The organism is Paraburkholderia sp. BR14374, assembly GCF_040948685.1.
GTDB lineage: Bacteria > Pseudomonadota > Gammaproteobacteria > Burkholderiales > Burkholderiaceae > Paraburkholderia > Paraburkholderia youngii.
The window spans coordinates 180,670-195,347 of sequence record NZ_JBFPKF010000006.1 but is presented as its reverse complement, the minus strand read 5'-3'; the positions used below and the strand labels follow the sequence as shown (position 1 = coordinate 195,347).

Sequence of the window (14,678 nt, the reverse complement as noted above, 5' to 3'; positions counted from 1 at the left end):
GTCAACCGCCGATTTCCCAGTGCCCCTGTCCTTGCTCACGCCAGATCAGCCGCTTCGGATCGAGGCGCTCTCCTTCTTTCAGGCGGCGCGCAGTGACGGACAGTTTGAGTTCGTCTGCAAAGGCAAACGAGAGGGCACGCTCGAATAGCACTTGTCTGGGCGGCAAACGATGTCCGCTTTTCCAGGCAATCGTGACGAAGTTGCTGTCGTCGCCGCACCGAACGAGCGCATAGCAAACGCCAAATGCGGATCTCAGCCACTCGAGGTGCTGCGGTATGGCCGGATCATCGTCCGTGAAGTTGATGACGAGGACGCCCGTCTCGGTTAGTCGCTCGCGACAGGCGGCGAAGAACGCGAGGTTCGCACAGCGGCTCGCGATCCCTTCCGCGACGAACGCATCGAGCAGGATCACGTCCGTGCGGATGTCATCCTGCATCAGGTAGTCCGCGCCGTCCGCGCAAACCACCTTGAACCGCGCGTCGTCCGCCGGAATCCTGAATACGTCACGCAGCGCGATCACCTCGGGGCTGATCTCGACCGCTTCGATCGCGACCTCGGGCAGATGCCGATAGCAATATTTCGCCAGCGAACCCCCACCTAGTCCGATCATGCAGATGTGTTTGGGCGCGGGCTGCAGCAACAGAAATCCCATCATCGCGCGGGTATAGCCGAGCGTGAGCTTCTCCGGGTTGCTGAGCGACATGAAGCTCTGAGTGGAGAAGTGATCGAAGTGTAGCGACACCGCGTGCTGCGTCTCCAGCACGAACGGTTGCCCATCACTGATTGGCGTGGACATGAATTTGACGAACGCGTCGTACGAGGTTCGATCCTCAGCCATTCTCGGTATGCTCGGGTAGCCAACCAGTCGATTGAATCATGCAGTGCGAACCGCGCTTCGGAGCGGGGCCGCCAACGGCGAACGGCCCGTCAGACCTTCTTCAGAAAGCAGGCCTTGAGCATGAAGCTGCCGGCGTCGGTCTTGCAGTCGATTTCGTGATCGCCGCCGACGATCCGGATGCTCTTCACCTTGGAACCCATCTTCAGCGTGATCGGCGAACCCTTGACGCGCAAATCCTTGATCAGCACGACCGAATCCCCGTCGGCCAGCACGTTGCCGTTCGCATCCTTGACGACGCTACCGGCGGGTTCATCGTTCGCATCGGCGCGAGCGTTTGCCGACCATTCGTGACCGCAGTCCGCACACACGTACAGCGTGCCGTCAGGGTAGGTGTTTTCCATCGCGCATTGCGGGCAGGCGGGGGCAGCGTTCATTGCAGCTTCCATTGAAACGACTTGAAGACAGTCAGTAAAAAACAGGCGGGCAACCCGCCTCGCCAGAGTCGGCATCGTGCCGGCGGCTCATGGGCGCGCAAAATTATAATGCAATACACATCGCCTTATCTTCCAATTAGCATCTGCTTTCGGCGCCATTCATCAGACTTGCGGGTAGCTTCGCTGCGGATGTCGACAGCTTCGAGCTGGATGGAAAGTTGCGGGTGATAATTTTGGAGCGGGCCAACCGGGCCACAATGGGGTCGGTGCTCGCGGTGCCACAGGCGACGGAGGGACGATCATGGCGAAGCTGCGCATTGCGACGTTCAACATCAACGGAATCCGCTCGCGCCAGGCGGCGCTTTTTCAATGGCTCGAGCGCGAGGCGCCGGACGTCGTGTGTCTGCAGGAACTGAAGGCGGTGGATAGCGCGTTTCCCGTCGACGCCTTGCGCGAAGCCGGTTATGGCGCCGTCTGGCAAGGCCAGAGCGCATGGAATGGCGTGGCGATTCTGGCCAAAGGCGAAGCGCCGCTCGAGCGGCGGCGCGGTCTGCCCGGTTTCGAAGACGACACGCATAGCCGCTACATCGAGGCCGCGGTCGGCGGCGTGCTGATCGTGTGTCTGTACCTGCCGAACGGCAATCCGCAGCCGGGCCCGAAGTTCGACTACAAGCTCGCGTGGTTCGATCATCTGATCGCGCATGCGGCGCAGCTCTACGAGAGCGGCCACCCGGTCGTGATCGCCGGGGACTTCAACGTCGTGCCGACCGACGAAGACATCTACAACCCGCGCTCGTGGCTAAAGGATGCGCTGTTGCAGCCGGAGAGCCGCGAGCGCTATCGAAAGCTGCTCGCGCAAGGCTGGACCGATGCGCTGCGCACGCATTTCGGCGACGAACGTGTGTACACGTTCTGGGATTATTTCCGCCGTCATTGGGACACGAATTCGGGGTTGCGCATCGATCATCTGCTGCTGAGCGCCGATCTCGCGCCGCGTCTGCGAGACGCGGGCGTCGACCGCTGGGTGCGCGGCGAACCGCATGCGAGCGATCATGCGCCCGCGTGGATCGAACTGGAGATGGGCGCCGGCCGCAAGAAGAAGAGCGGCTAGTAAAGCAGCGGGCGAACCGCTTGCCGCGGATCGCCCGCTTTGGTCCGACTGCTTCGCACTATCGTTCGGCGCCTACGATCCGGCGCCGCGCCTGCATCAGTCGTAGTCGCGACCGCCGCGCGACCACAGCGCGCCCATCACGAACCCGGCGAGTGCGACGACGGCCAGCGTCGTGAACGGGCTTTCGGCCGTCGTGTCGCGCAAGAGGCTCGTCGTGTTCGCGCATAACTGCTGCGCCTTGCCGCTCAATTCGCGCGCCTTGCCCGCCACCTGCGCGCTGGTGTCGCCGACTGCGTCGCCGACCGCGCTTTGCACCTTACCGGCGACTTCCTTTACCGCGCCTGCCGCTGAATTCGTGTCCATATGCATCGCTCCTGTTGTCATATTTACGTGCGGGCGCGCTGCAATTGCAACGCGCCCGCACAAGGGCGCCGCGCAAGCCGCGCCGGTGCGGCGTCAGCCTGCGTCAGTGACGAAAGGGGTGCAAGAAATGCGCCTGGAAACGCGGCGCTATGCATCCGGCCGGATGGAATGTGCTGGACCATCATCGTCGGCGCCTGGAATTGATGCCGACGAACACGGCCAGCAGCATTAGAAAACCGCCGAACAGCAGCGCGGAATTGACCAGCACCTGGCGCAGCCCGAGCGATTCGACGTCGATGAAGGGATACGGATAGAAATCCGACAGGCTGCCGCGCCAGAACGTGATGCCGAGATAGGCGAGCGGATAGACGAGCCATAGCAGGCAGTGACGCAAGCGCAGATGGAAGCGCGGCACGAACAGCACCCAGTAGAGCGCGGCGAGCAATGGCAGCGCGCTGTGCAGCGACTCATTGAGCATGCGCCGGTAGGGCGACAGCGGCCAAAGTCCGCGCAACAGCACGTTGTACGCGATGCCGACGAACACCATGTACGCGACCACCGCGGTCACGACGGTCGGCTGCCGGAAAAAGCGCACGAGTGGCGAGCGGTGCTTCCACAGCGCGACGCAGGTGAAGCAGAAGGCGCTGGCGAGCACCGTTAGATTGGTGAGGTAGCTGCTCATGCGCGCGAGCGCGTCGAACACGGTGAGACCGCGCGCGAGCGTGCGATCGATGGTCAGGTCGGCTTGCGCGAGGATCGCCATCCACGCGATCAGCGCAATCACCGCCGCCAACGTCAGCGACGACACACTGGGCGTATGCAGCGGCAGCTCGGGCTCGCGCTGCGGAACGAGGGTAGGGCGCATGCGCTCGATTCTACGCGCGGTGCGCGCTCGCTCGCATGTGCTTTCTCGCGCATGCGAGCCGGCGGTTGCGAAAATACTACGGGGTACTACGCAGGTCGGATTGCTGACGACGAACGCGCTTAACCGTGTTGTGTTCCGACCCGTTATGATCGCGACTGCCGCCTCGCTATTAACGGCGCCACGCGCGGCAAGCAGTCTCTATCGTCGCCGGTTGAAGAATCGCAAAGAAGCGGAGAGAAAGCATGAGAGCCAGCACCATTGCCGAACGGGAAGCGCGCGGCCGCGCCGCACGCGAGCATTCGAAACGCTCGAGCCATCGAGCGGTCGGCGAGTTGCACCGCGATCCGATCGAGCTGCTGAAACGAAGCAGCGCGGAGCGCGCCGAGAATCTGGTGCCGCTGCGCTATGGGCGCATGGCAGCCTCGCCGCTTGCGTTTCTTCGCGGCAGTGCGATTCTGCAAGCGCACGATCTGAGCAAGGTGCACGACAGCGGTCTTAGCCTGCCGATCTGCGGCGACGGCCATCTGATGAATTTCGGCGGCTTCGCGACACCCGAGCGGCAACTGGTCTTCGACCTGAACGATTTCGATGAAGTCTCGATCGGCCCGTTCGAATGGGACCTGAAACGCCTGTGCGCGAGCCTCGTCGTGGCCGCGCGGCAGATGCGCCTGAGCCGCGGCACTGCCGAGAGTCTCGTGATGACCGCGGTCGGCACGTATCGCGATCGCGTCGCGCAATACGCGCAGTTCGGCGCGCTCGATCTGTGGTACGACCGCATCACGTTCGACCGCATGGCCGAGATCGCACTGACGCCCGAGCGCCGGCGCGCGGTGCGGCGTGCCATGGAATCATGGCGCGCGCGCATGCGAAGGCGAGCGGGCAGGCGATCGAGATCAGCGCGTACATCGGCCGCGGCGATCAGTTCGCCGAAGCGCTGAGCGGCTACGCGAGTGCCTACGCGGATCAGGTCGAGCGCGACTACGAGGTGTTCATCAAAGCGTGTCGCGCCGGCAAGCTCGAAGCGCGTACCGATGAGGAGATGGCGGCGGAATTTCGCGTGTAGCGCTGTTCGCGCCGAGTGTCACTTCACGCGTGTCGTCACGCATCGACGCGCGCTTCGCGCAGCGTGACGAACCGCAGATGCCGCTCGCGCGCTGCTTCGATCACGCTCGGCAGCACCGCGAGAATCAGCGGCTGGCCTTCGATCGTCTGCGCGGCGTTGCCATCGTGCAGCAACAGGATGTCGCGCGCGGCGAGGCCATCGAGCAGCCGCCGAGCGACCACGTGCGGGTTGCGCTCGCGCGTATCGTAGCCGCGCCGTGTCCACGCGGCGAGACGCAGATCGAGCTTGCGCAGCACCGGCTCCAGAAAGAGGTTGCGCAGTCCGGCGGGCGCACGGAAGAACATCGGCCGCGCGCCGCTGACGGATTCGAGCGTGCGTTGCGCCGCGGCGATCTCGCGCGTCAACGCGTGCGGAAACGTGACCGAAAACGTATGCACGTGCACCTGCGAATGATTTTCGAGCGCATGTCCACGCGCGACGATCTCACGCGCGAGCTGCGGATAGCGCTCGACCTTCGAGCCGATGCAGAAGAACGTCGCCCGCACGTCGAACGCGTCGAGCAGATCGAGCACTTTCGGCGTGACGACGGGATCGGGGCCGTCGTCGATGGTCAGCGCGATCGCATCCGCGTTGCGCGGGCTCGCGGGCAGTCGGGTCCAGTTCGGTCCGAGCAGCGTCGTGCGCGGCAACAGTCCGGTGATCGTAAACAGCGCGTGATTCGCGATGATCGAGGCGAGCCACCATGGCCACGCGGCTGGTGCAACAGCCACGCCGATCAGCACGATCACGTGCCAGCCGATCGTGCCGTTCAGCAGTGCGGAGTTGCGGCTACGCGGCCAGCGGCGCGACGGGTTCGGGCATTCATTCATCGAAACGTGCTTCCAGTACGCCTTCGTCCGTCCAGGGAAGGCTGTGAATCTTGCGCGCGATGCGCAACCGCGAACGATACCACTGTTGCGCGCGTCGACGTGCCGCGCTCGGCGGCCACGTACCCGGCGAAAGCGCGCTGAAAGACTCCCGCGGTTTGCGATCGCCGATTCGCTGTTGTATGGTGCGGAGCGAAAAGCGGCGCGCGTGTCGATGGCGATCGGACCGATTGCCGGAAAACGCGCGCGTCGCGACCCAATACGACAGGAGATGCGCGATGTGGCAAACAGGAAACGGCAAAGTGGCGCTGGTGACAGGCGCGGGCAGCGGCATCGGCCGCGCGTGCGCGCTGACGCTTGCGAAGCACGGCTATAGCGTGGTGCTCGCCGGACGCCGCCAGGCCGCGCTCGATGCGGTCGCGCAGGAAGCGCAAGCGCAGCACGGCGAAGCGCTCGCGGTGTCGTGCGACGTGACCGACGCCGACAGCGTCGCCGCGCTATTCGACACGATCCGCGCGCGCTTCGGCCGGCTCGACGTGCTGTTCAACAACGCGGGACGCAACGGCTCGCCCGTCGATCTCGACGAAGTGAGCATCGACGAATGGCGCTCGATCGTCGACACCAACCTGAACGGCGTATTCCTGTGCACGCGCGCGGCGTTCGGGCTGATGAAGACGCAAAACCCGCGCGGTGGCCGCATCATCAACAACGGCTCGATTTCCGCGCACGCGCCGCGTCCGAACAGCGCCGCCTACACGGCGACCAAACACGCGATCACCGGGCTCACGAAAGCGGTGTCGCTCGACGGCCGCAAATACGACATCGTGTGCGGGCAGATCGACATCGGCAACGCGGGAACCGAGATGGCCGCGCGGATGGCGCGCGGCGTGCCGCAAGCGAACGGCGAAATCGCGGTCGAGCCGCTGATGGACGTGCAGCATGTCGCCGACGCGGTGCTGCATATGGTGAGCCTGCCGCTGTCGGCGAACGTGCAGTTCATGACGATCATGGCGAGCAAGATGCCGTTCGTCGGGCGCGGCTGAGCGGCGCGCAGCACCGTCTCGCAAGCGGGAGCGGCGCGCGCGGGTTCAACTTATACTGGGCGCTCCGCCGTCTCTCCAGGCAAACCAAGCGCCGTGCCACGCGCCAAACCCAGCGACGACCCGCCGCCGCAGCCGCCCGTGCGGCCCGATCTCGACGACTGCTGTCACAGCGGCTGCACGCAGTGCGTGTTCGATCTCTACGACGAAGCGCTGGAGCGCTACGAGATCGCGCTGGCCGCATGGCAGAAGCGGCAGGCGCAGAAAGCGCGGCCAGCGCGGCGGCTGGACACGCAGGGCGCGAAGTCGAAGCCGCACGCGGACGCGCGTCGCTCGACAGCCCGGCGCGGAAAACCGAACCCACACCGCTGATGCGCGCAAGCAACTCCACGTCCCCCGTCATGACCGACCTTCAGCTCACGCCGACCGAATCCCTCGCCGACCCGCACACGCTCGACGATCTGCATCGCTTCGTGCAGCGTCATCCGCGCCTGTTCGTGCTGACCGGCGCCGGCATCAGCACCGACTCCGGCATTCCCGGCTATCGCGACGACAACGGCGCATGGAAGCGCTCGCCGCCGATCACGCTGCAGGAGTTCCTCGGCACGCTGGCGATGCGTCAGCGCTACTGGGCGCGCAGCATGGTCGGCTGGCCGCTGGTCGCGCGCGCGCAACCGAATGCCGCGCATGTCGCGCTTGCGCGGCTCGAAGCGGTCGGTCACGTGCCGACGCTGGTCACGCAGAACGTCGACGGCTTGCATCAGCGCGCGGGCAGCCGCGACGTGATCGAGCTGCATGGCGGCATCGACGGCGTCAGTTGTCTCGACTGCGGCATGCAGCATTCGCGCGCGGCGATCCAGCAGACGCTCGAAGCCGATAACCCCGCGCTGCTCGACGTCACGGCCGAAGCCGCCGCCGATGGCGACGCGCATCTCGAGTGGCACGATCTCGGCGGTTTTCGCGTGCCGGCATGCTCGAATTGCGGCGGGCTGCTGAAGCCATCGGTGGTGTTCTTCGGCGAGAACGTGCCGAAGGCGCGGGTCGTTGCGGCGTCGCATGCGCTCGATGCGGCCGACGCGGTGCTGGTGGCCGGCTCGTCGCTGATGGTGTATTCCGGCTACCGCTTCTGCGTGTGGGCGCAGCGCCAGGGCAAGCCGATCGCGGCGATCAATCTTGGCCGCACCCGCGCCGATCCGCTGTTGTCGCTGAAGGTGGCCGCGCCGTGCGGCGACACCTTGAGCGCGCTCGCCGGGTTGCTGGCGGGCGCTTGAAAACGAGTACCTTCCGCGAACCACAATTAAAACCCGAGGAAACCGCATGCTGACGACGATCGAACAACTCGAAGCCCTCTACGCACAGCCAGCCGAGCGCTCTCTGCGCAAAGAGATCCCCTATGTCAACGACGACTACCGCGCGTTCATCGCGGCCGCGCCGTTCGCTGTGCTCGCGACGAGCGGCCCCGCCGGTCTCGACTGCTCGCCGCGCGGCGATGCGCCGGGCTTCGTGCGGGTCGTCGACGCTCGCACGCTCGCGCTGCCGGACCGCCCCGGCAACAACCGGCTCGACAGCTTGCGCAACGTCATCGGCGATCCGCGCGTCGCGCTGCTGTTCGTGATCCCCGGTGTCGGCGAGACCTTGCGCGTGAACGGCCGCGGCCGAATCTCGAACGACGCGGCGCTGCTGGACAGTTTCGCCGTCGACGGTAAACTGCCGCGCACCGTGCTGCTGATCGACGTCGAGGCCGTGTACTTTCATTGCTCGAAGGCGATCGTGCGCTCGCGGCTGTGGGACTCGGCGCGTCACATCGAGCGCTCGCAACTGCCGAGCACGGGCGAGATCCTGCAACACATCTTCGCCGCGAACGATGGCGAAAAATTCGACGCGGCCGCCTACGATCGCGAGCTTCCCGAACGCGTGCGCGCCACGCTGTACTAACGTAAGTCGCAAAACCGAAACGCAAGGCCGACCATGACCGATGCCCGGCAACATTCGCCATCCGCCGAACGCAATCGCGAACCGATCCTCGCCGTGCTGCGCGATGCGCTGCCGGCGCGCGGCCGCGTGCTCGAAATCGCGAGCGGCACCGGTGAGCACGCGATCTGGTTCGCCGGCGCGCTGCCCGGTCTCGACTGGCAGCCGAGCGACGCAGACGAAGAAGCACGCGAGTCGATTGCCGCATGGACCGCGCACGCGGGGCTCGCGAACGTGCGCGCGCCGCTCGCGCTCGACGTGCATCAGCCGGACTGGGGCGTCGATGCGCTCGACGCGGTGGTCTGCATCAACATGATCCACATCTCGCCGTGGAGCGCGGCGCAGGCACTCATCGACGGCGCGGGGCGGCGGCTCGTCGACGGCGGCGTGCTCTATCTATATGGTCCTTACCGGCGCGGCGGCGCGCATACCGCACCGAGCAACGAAGCGTTCGAGCAGTGGCTGAAGAGTCGCAATCCCGAATGGGGAGTGCGCGATATGGAAGCGGTCGTTGCGCTCGGCGACGCGGCGGGACTCACGTGCGAACGGGTGGTCGCGATGCCCGCGAACAACTTCAGTCTGGTGTTCAGGAAGCGGGCGGGGTAGCGGGAAGATCGACGGGTCGTGCATTCGTTCGTGTCGTCCGCCAAACCTCAGTCCGATTCCAGGCCGAACCCTCCGCGCAAGCGCCGACGCGCGCACAATACCTGTCTACCCGGCGTTACGCGCAAGTTGGAGCACGGCAGGAGCACCGCAGCAGCACGAGCAACCGGCGTGCTTGCCCGCCATCAAGCGGCAGGCGCGCATTTCTTTTATCCTTTCACCCTCGACGCCGCGCCGGTGTTTTTGCAGCGCGGCGCCACGACATTTATTGGACTCTGGAGAATTCAAATGAGCAAACAGGCAATCGGCGTGGTGGGGCTGGCGGTGATGGGCCGCAATCTGGCGCTCAACATCGAGAGCCGCGGCCACGCGGTGTCGGTCTACAACCGTAGCCGCGCGAAAACCGACGAACTCATCGCCGAATTTCCGGACCGCAAACTGGTGCCGGCTTTCACGCTGGAAGAGTTCGTCGACTCGCTCGAAAAGCCGCGCCGCATTCTGATGATGGTCAAGGCCGGCGAGCCGACCGACGCAACCATTGCCTCGCTTAAGCCGCTGCTCGAAAAAGGCGACATCCTGATCGATGGCGGCAACACGCCCTTCACCGACACGATCCGCCGCAACCAGGAACTCGCGAAGGCCGGTCTGCATTTCATCGGCACCGGCGTGTCGGGCGGCGAGGAAGGCGCGCTGAAAGGCCCATCGATCATGCCGGGCGGCCAGCGCGATGCGTACGACCTCGTCGCGCCGATCCTCACCGAGATCGCCGCGAAGGCGCCCGACGGCGAGCCCTGCGTCGCGTACATGGGACCGGACGGCGCGGGCCACTTCGTGAAAATGGTGCACAACGGCATCGAGTACGGCGACATGCAGTTGATCGCCGAGAGTTATGCGGTGTTGAAGCAGGTCGTCGGCTTGTCGAACGAGGAACTCGGCAAGGTCTATACCGAGTGGAACCAGGGCGAGCTCGACAGCTATCTGATCGAAATCACCTCGAAGATCTTCAGCAAGAAGGACGACGAAACCGGCAAGGACCTCGTCGACGTGATTCTCGACCGTGCCGCGCAGAAGGGCACTGGCAAGTGGACCAGCCAGAACGCGCTCGACCTCGGCGCGCCGCTGCCGCTGATCACCGAGGCGGTGTTCGCGCGCGTGCTGTCGTCGCTGAAGACGCAGCGCGTGGCCGCGAGCAAGGTGCTCGAAGGGCCGCGGGCCAAGCCGCTCGAAGGCGCGAAAGAGGCGTTCATCGAATCGGTGCGCCGCGCGCTGTACTTCAGCAAGGTGATCTCGTACGCGCAGGGCTTCGCGCAGTTGCGCGCAGCGTCGGAAGAGTACAAGTGGGATCTCGACTACGGCACGATCGCGAAGATCTTCCGGGCGGGCTGCATCATCCGCGCGCGCTTCCTGCAGAAAATCACCGACGCCTACACGAAGGACAAGGCGCTCGCGAACCTGCTGCTCGATCCGTACTTCCGCGACATCGCGAAGAACTACCAGCCGGCGTTGCGCGAAGTCGTGGTGGCCGCGGTCAATGCGGGCGTGCCGGTACCGGCGTTCGCGTCGGCGATCGCGTATTTCGACGCTTACCGCTCGGAGCGTCTGCCCGCGAACCTCGTGCAGGCGCAGCGCGACTTCTTCGGCGCGCATACGTTCGAACGCATCGATAAGCCAGGCAGCTTCCACGCACAGTGGAGCTAAGCGGTTGAAAAAACGGCCCGGCGCGCGATGGTGACAGCGCGCCGGGCCATTGTTCCGTTTGGATCGGCAAGCAGGCGGCGCATTATTGCCAAATATATCGATGGTTAGCTGTAATCATAAGCAAATGCGAAATGATTATTGCGCTAGTAGGAATAGAGTTTCGCGGGTTTAAGGGTTTACCCTAGATCGTGACGCCTCTAAACTTGTTCTCAATCGCTGAGGGAAATGCAGAAACCCCGAAGCGCACCACAACAAGTCCTTTGGAGGTCAATCATGAAGACCCTGATTTCCGCAGTTGCAGTCGCCGCCGCCCTCGTTGTTCCGGTCGCTTCGTTCGCTCAAGCCAGCCAGCCGGTGACGCGCGCTCAGGTTCGCGCTCAACTGATCCAACTCGAACAGGCCGGCTACAACCCGTCCGCCAACGACGTCAACTACCCGGCCGACATCCAGGCAGCGCAAGCACGCGTCGATGCGCAGCGCGGCACGGCCGTCGCAGCCAACCCCGCGGACACCAGCGGCTACGGCGCTCCGGCTGCCGGCACGTCGCAAGCAGGCCACGCCGTCATTCCGGCGAAGGCCAACCGTAACTCGGTGTACTTCGGCAGCTGATCGCAGTAGAAGTGCGCAGGTGTAGTGTGTAGTCGTGGTCCGTTGTAGACGCCGCTTCGTGGAATAGCGCGAGCGCGGCGGGCAAGAAAAAACGCCATCCAGTTCGAGCGGATGGCGTTTTGTCGTTTACGGCGCCGTGCTGCGGCGGGTTGGCGTCAATGCAGGGTTCGCTGCCGCCGGCCGATGTCATCGAACAGCGCGCGGCTCGGCTCCAGCGCGAGAAGCCACGATTCGTCGTAGCCGCTCAGATTGTCGAGCGCCTCGCGCAGACGCTCGATCGCCACCGCGGGCAGCTCGACGCTCGCCTCGACCCCGCTCGACAGCCTCGCGACGCTCGCTAGTTGCACGAGCGCATCGGCGGCCTCGGCGACGTCGGCGGCGAAAATCAGGTGGGTGTTCAGCAGCTCGACGAGGCCGGCAGACGCCGCCACATCGTCGACGTTGAGTTGCACGGCCAGAAAGGTGGCTTTGTTCATCCTCATTCCTCCCAGAATCCCAACGTTGTCGTGAACTGCTCCGCGCGGCTTGACTGAGTATAGGCGATGGCCGATTGCCCGCAACAATCGGACGAATCGGCCGTGGCGGCTTGCTCGCCGAGACGCGCGGGCCATGCGACCTATAATAGGGCCAGCCGCGCAAGCGCCGTCGCCGTGGGCGGACGGCGCCGCCCGCGGGGTTTGCGCGCTTGCCAATTGCTCATCGACCATGAAGATCATCCGCAGCAAAAGCTTTACCGCGCCGCGTGCCTGGGGTGCGCTCGACATCGCGAACATGAACGGCATCACCACGCGTCTGCATTGGACCGACCAGCCGTACAAGTGGCACGTGAACGACGGCGAGGAAGTGTTCGCCGTGCTCGACGGGCGCGTCGAGATGCGCTATCGCGAAGACGGCGTCGAACGTTCGACGGTGCTCGAAACCGGCGACGTGTTCTACGCGACGGTCGGCACCGAGCATGTTGCGCATCCGCTCGGCGCGGCACGGGTGCTGGTCGTCGAAACGCAAGGAAGCGTCTGAAGAACACGGCAGTTTGACGGCGCGCGCCAGCGCGGCGCGCGTGTGGGGCTCGCGCATAATATCCAGGCGGCAACAGACAGCCGCGACCTTGCGCAAGCGTGGCGGCATGGCAATTGCAGCGGCGTCGATTGAATCGGAACGAGACACACGTCGAGGAAAATCAGATGACACAACAATGGCAACCGACGGCCATCCGCCCGCTGATCGCGGCGGCGCTCGGCGTGGCGATCGCCGGCTGCACGACGATGCCGTGGGAAAGCACGCCGTTCTACAACAACGCGCCGTCGAGCGCGACCAGTCTCGCGACCGTCCCGGTGCCCGCCGGCTTCTACCGCGTCAATCCGGGCGACACGCTGGCCGGCATCGCCTCGGCATATGGACGCAAGCCGCAGGAAATCGCGGCCTGGAACGGCTTGCCGGTCAACGCGGCGGTCGCGCCCGGTCAGGTGCTGCGCGTTTCTCCGCCGATGGCCTCGGGCAGCGTGGTCACGCCGCCCGTTGCAGTGACGCCGGCTGCGCCGGGCGCGACGGCGAACGTGCCGCCGGGCGCCGTCCCCGGTGCGGCGGCCCCCGCGGCCGGGCCCCAGCAGGGCGTGCTGCAATGGCCGTTGCGCGGGCCGATCCTGCGCGCGTTCGCGCCGGGCAAATACAACGGCATCGTGATCGGCGGGCAACCCGGCGATCCGGTCAAGGCCGCGGCGACCGGCCGCGTGGTCTACGCAGGCACCGGCATCGAAGCCTACGGCCCGCTCATCATCATCAAGCACAACGACTCGCTGATCACCGCGTACGGCCAGAACAGCCAATTGCTCGTCAAGGAAGGCGACGCGGTCGCGCAAGGGCAGACGATCGGCGAGGTCGGGGTCGATAGCCGCGGTGCCGCGTCGATCCAGTTCGAAGTGCGCCAGAACGGCCAGCCGGTCGATCCGCTGCAGTGGCTGCCCAAGCCGGGCGGCTGAGCGGCCGCGTCGCGTCTATTGATTCAGTGTCTATCGACTCCTCGCAGTCGGATCGGCGCGCCTTGCGGGGACGCGCCGATTTTCAGCGTCGCCTGAATTGAATACACTGTATGGCTCGTTTGCCGGCGCGTACGCGTTCCTCCCGGAGCGCACGCGCGGCCGGCTGCCGTAGGTTGTCATCCATGGACGCACAGGGACACACAATGATCGATTTGCGCAGCGATACCGTTACCCGCCCGACTCCGCCGATGCTCGCGGCGATGTCGGCGGCCGAAGTCGGCGACGACGTCTGGGGCGACGACCCCACCGTACTGCGTCTGCAGGCCACGCTGGCCGAGCGCACCGGCAAGGAAGCGGGGCTGTTCTTCCCGAGCGGCACGCAAAGCAACCTCGCCGCGTTGATGGCGCACTGCGCGCGCGGCGACGAATACATCGTCGGCCAGCTTGCGCACACCTACAAATACGAGGGCGGTGGCGCGGCCGTGCTCGGCAGCATCCAGCCGCAGCCGCTCGAAAACGCCGCCGACGGCTCGATCCCGCTCGACAAGATCGCCGCCGCGATCAAGCCGATCGACGATCACTTCGCGCGCACGCGGCTCGTCGCGCTGGAAAACACGATCGGCGGCAAGGTGCTGCCGGCTCAGTACGTCGCCGACGCGACGCAGCTCGCGCGCGAGCGCGGCCTCGCGACCCACCTCGACGGCGCGCGCGTGTTCAACGCGGCGGTCGCGTCGGGCAAGCCAGTCGCGGCGCTCGCCGAGCCGTTCGATTCGGTGTCGATCTGCTTTTCGAAGGGACTGGGCGCGCCGGTCGGCTCGGTGCTGGTCGGCAGCCGCGCGCTGATCGACGTCGCGCATCGCTGGCGCAAGGTGCTCGGCGGCGGCATGCGCCAGGCTGGGGTGCTCGCGGCCGCCTGCCTGTATGCGCTCGATCACAACGTCGAGCGTCTTGCCGACGATCACGCGAACGCCGCGCATCTGGCGGCGGGACTGGAGACCATCGAGCAGGTGAAGGTGCAGTCGCTCGCAACGAACATGGTGTTCGCGCAGTTTCCGCAGCAGCATTGCGCGCCGCTCGAGGCATGGCTCAAGGAGCGTGGCATCCTCACGCAGATGCTGTATGCATCGCGCTTCGTCACGCACATGGATGTGTCGCGCGACGATATCGACACGTTCATTGGCGCGGTGAAGGGGTATTTCGCGGCACGTTGATCGCGCTGCATTGGTCGGAAGCGAGGCGGC

At 65.4% G+C, this 14,678-nt stretch carries 17 protein-coding genes and 1 pseudogene; 12 read left to right on the top strand and 6 right to left on the bottom strand.

The features are described 5' to 3' along the window. Position 1 precedes the first annotated feature (1 nt). On the bottom strand, positions 2-838 hold the full coding sequence (locus tag AB3X86_RS16770) for a spermidine synthase (RefSeq protein ID WP_368596813.1): 837 nt from the start codon (positions 836-838) through the stop codon (positions 2-4). An 89-nt stretch (positions 839-927) separates the two neighbouring features. After that, a complete protein-coding gene (locus AB3X86_RS16765) occupies positions 928-1,272 on the bottom strand; it encodes a zinc ribbon domain-containing protein YjdM (protein WP_368596812.1) in 345 nt (114 codons plus the stop codon). A gap of 301 nt (positions 1,273-1,573) precedes the next feature. Here AB3X86_RS16765 and xth point away from each other — a divergent pair, with 301 nt between their 5' ends. Next, positions 1,574-2,383, top strand: a complete 810-nt coding sequence (gene xth, locus AB3X86_RS16760; protein ID WP_176107688.1) for an exodeoxyribonuclease III — start codon at positions 1,574-1,576, stop codon at positions 2,381-2,383. A gap of 96 nt (positions 2,384-2,479) precedes the next feature. Here the strand turns inward: xth and AB3X86_RS16755 are convergent, their stop codons facing one another. Beyond that, positions 2,480-2,746: a CsbD family protein gene (locus AB3X86_RS16755; protein WP_176107689.1), complete on the bottom strand. Its 267-nt coding sequence runs from the start codon at positions 2,744-2,746 to the stop codon at positions 2,480-2,482. A 181-nt stretch (positions 2,747-2,927) separates the two neighbouring features. After that, entirely contained in the window at positions 2,928-3,611 is a 684-nt protein-coding gene (locus tag AB3X86_RS16750; RefSeq protein ID WP_368596811.1) for a Pr6Pr family membrane protein, read from the bottom strand. 242 nt (positions 3,612-3,853) lie between these two features. Between AB3X86_RS16750 and AB3X86_RS16745 the strand changes: the two are divergent. Continuing rightward, positions 3,854-4,674 (top strand): annotated as a pseudogene (locus tag AB3X86_RS16745) (DUF2252 family protein). A gap of 35 nt (positions 4,675-4,709) precedes the next feature. Here the strand turns inward: AB3X86_RS16745 and AB3X86_RS16740 are convergent. After that, the gene (locus AB3X86_RS16740; RefSeq protein WP_368596810.1) at positions 4,710-5,543 is read right to left on the bottom strand and encodes a polysaccharide deacetylase family protein; all 834 of its coding nucleotides are present in this window, start codon (positions 5,541-5,543) and stop codon (positions 4,710-4,712) included. Between the two features lie 275 nt (positions 5,544-5,818). Between AB3X86_RS16740 and AB3X86_RS16735 the strand changes: the two genes are divergently transcribed. From AB3X86_RS16735 to AB3X86_RS16705, 7 genes are all read left to right on the top strand, one after another. Continuing rightward, the gene (locus tag AB3X86_RS16735) at positions 5,819-6,583 is read left to right on the top strand and encodes an SDR family oxidoreductase (RefSeq protein ID WP_368596809.1); all 765 of its coding nucleotides are present in this window, start codon (positions 5,819-5,821) and stop codon (positions 6,581-6,583) included. A gap of 93 nt (positions 6,584-6,676) precedes the next feature. Further along, complete coding sequence (locus AB3X86_RS16730; protein WP_368596808.1) at positions 6,677-6,952, top strand: oxidoreductase-like domain-containing protein; 276 nt, start codon at positions 6,677-6,679, stop codon at positions 6,950-6,952. A 29-nt stretch (positions 6,953-6,981) separates the two neighbouring features. Further along, on the top strand, positions 6,982-7,851 hold the full coding sequence (locus tag AB3X86_RS16725) for an NAD-dependent protein deacetylase (protein WP_368596807.1): 870 nt from the start codon (positions 6,982-6,984) through the stop codon (positions 7,849-7,851). A 46-nt stretch (positions 7,852-7,897) separates the two neighbouring features. Further along, positions 7,898-8,515, top strand: a complete 618-nt coding sequence (locus AB3X86_RS16720) for a pyridoxamine 5'-phosphate oxidase family protein (RefSeq protein WP_368596806.1) — start codon at positions 7,898-7,900, stop codon at positions 8,513-8,515. Between the two features lie 33 nt (positions 8,516-8,548). Next, positions 8,549-9,157, top strand: a complete 609-nt coding sequence (locus AB3X86_RS16715) for a DUF938 domain-containing protein (protein WP_368596805.1) — start codon at positions 8,549-8,551, stop codon at positions 9,155-9,157. A 285-nt stretch (positions 9,158-9,442) separates the two neighbouring features. Next, on the top strand, positions 9,443-10,852 hold the full coding sequence (gndA, locus tag AB3X86_RS16710; RefSeq protein ID WP_368596804.1) for an NADP-dependent phosphogluconate dehydrogenase: 1,410 nt from the start codon (positions 9,443-9,445) through the stop codon (positions 10,850-10,852). A 273-nt stretch (positions 10,853-11,125) separates the two neighbouring features. Further along, complete coding sequence (locus AB3X86_RS16705) at positions 11,126-11,461, top strand: DUF4148 domain-containing protein (RefSeq protein ID WP_368596803.1); 336 nt, start codon at positions 11,126-11,128, stop codon at positions 11,459-11,461. A 155-nt stretch (positions 11,462-11,616) separates the two neighbouring features. On the opposite strand, the gene AB3X86_RS16700 is transcribed toward AB3X86_RS16705, so the two are convergent. After that, a complete protein-coding gene (locus AB3X86_RS16700; RefSeq protein WP_013091261.1) occupies positions 11,617-11,937 on the bottom strand; it encodes a hypothetical protein in 321 nt (106 codons plus the stop codon). A 229-nt stretch (positions 11,938-12,166) separates the two neighbouring features. Here AB3X86_RS16700 and AB3X86_RS16695 point away from each other — a divergent pair, with 229 nt between their 5' ends. From AB3X86_RS16695 to ltaE, 3 genes are all read left to right on the top strand, one after another. After that, positions 12,167-12,478 carry a cupin domain-containing protein gene (locus AB3X86_RS16695; protein WP_176120746.1) on the top strand — a complete coding sequence of 104 codons (312 nt, stop codon included), beginning with the start codon at positions 12,167-12,169 and terminating at the stop codon, positions 12,476-12,478. Between the two features lie 164 nt (positions 12,479-12,642). After that, positions 12,643-13,437 (top strand): peptidoglycan DD-metalloendopeptidase family protein, encoded by a 795-nt coding sequence (locus AB3X86_RS16690; protein WP_368596802.1) that lies wholly within the window; start codon positions 12,643-12,645, stop codon positions 13,435-13,437. A 203-nt stretch (positions 13,438-13,640) separates the two neighbouring features. Beyond that, the gene (gene ltaE / locus AB3X86_RS16685) at positions 13,641-14,648 is read left to right on the top strand and encodes a low-specificity L-threonine aldolase (protein WP_368596801.1); all 1,008 of its coding nucleotides are present in this window, start codon (positions 13,641-13,643) and stop codon (positions 14,646-14,648) included. The last annotated feature ends 30 nt before the right edge of the window (positions 14,649-14,678 follow it).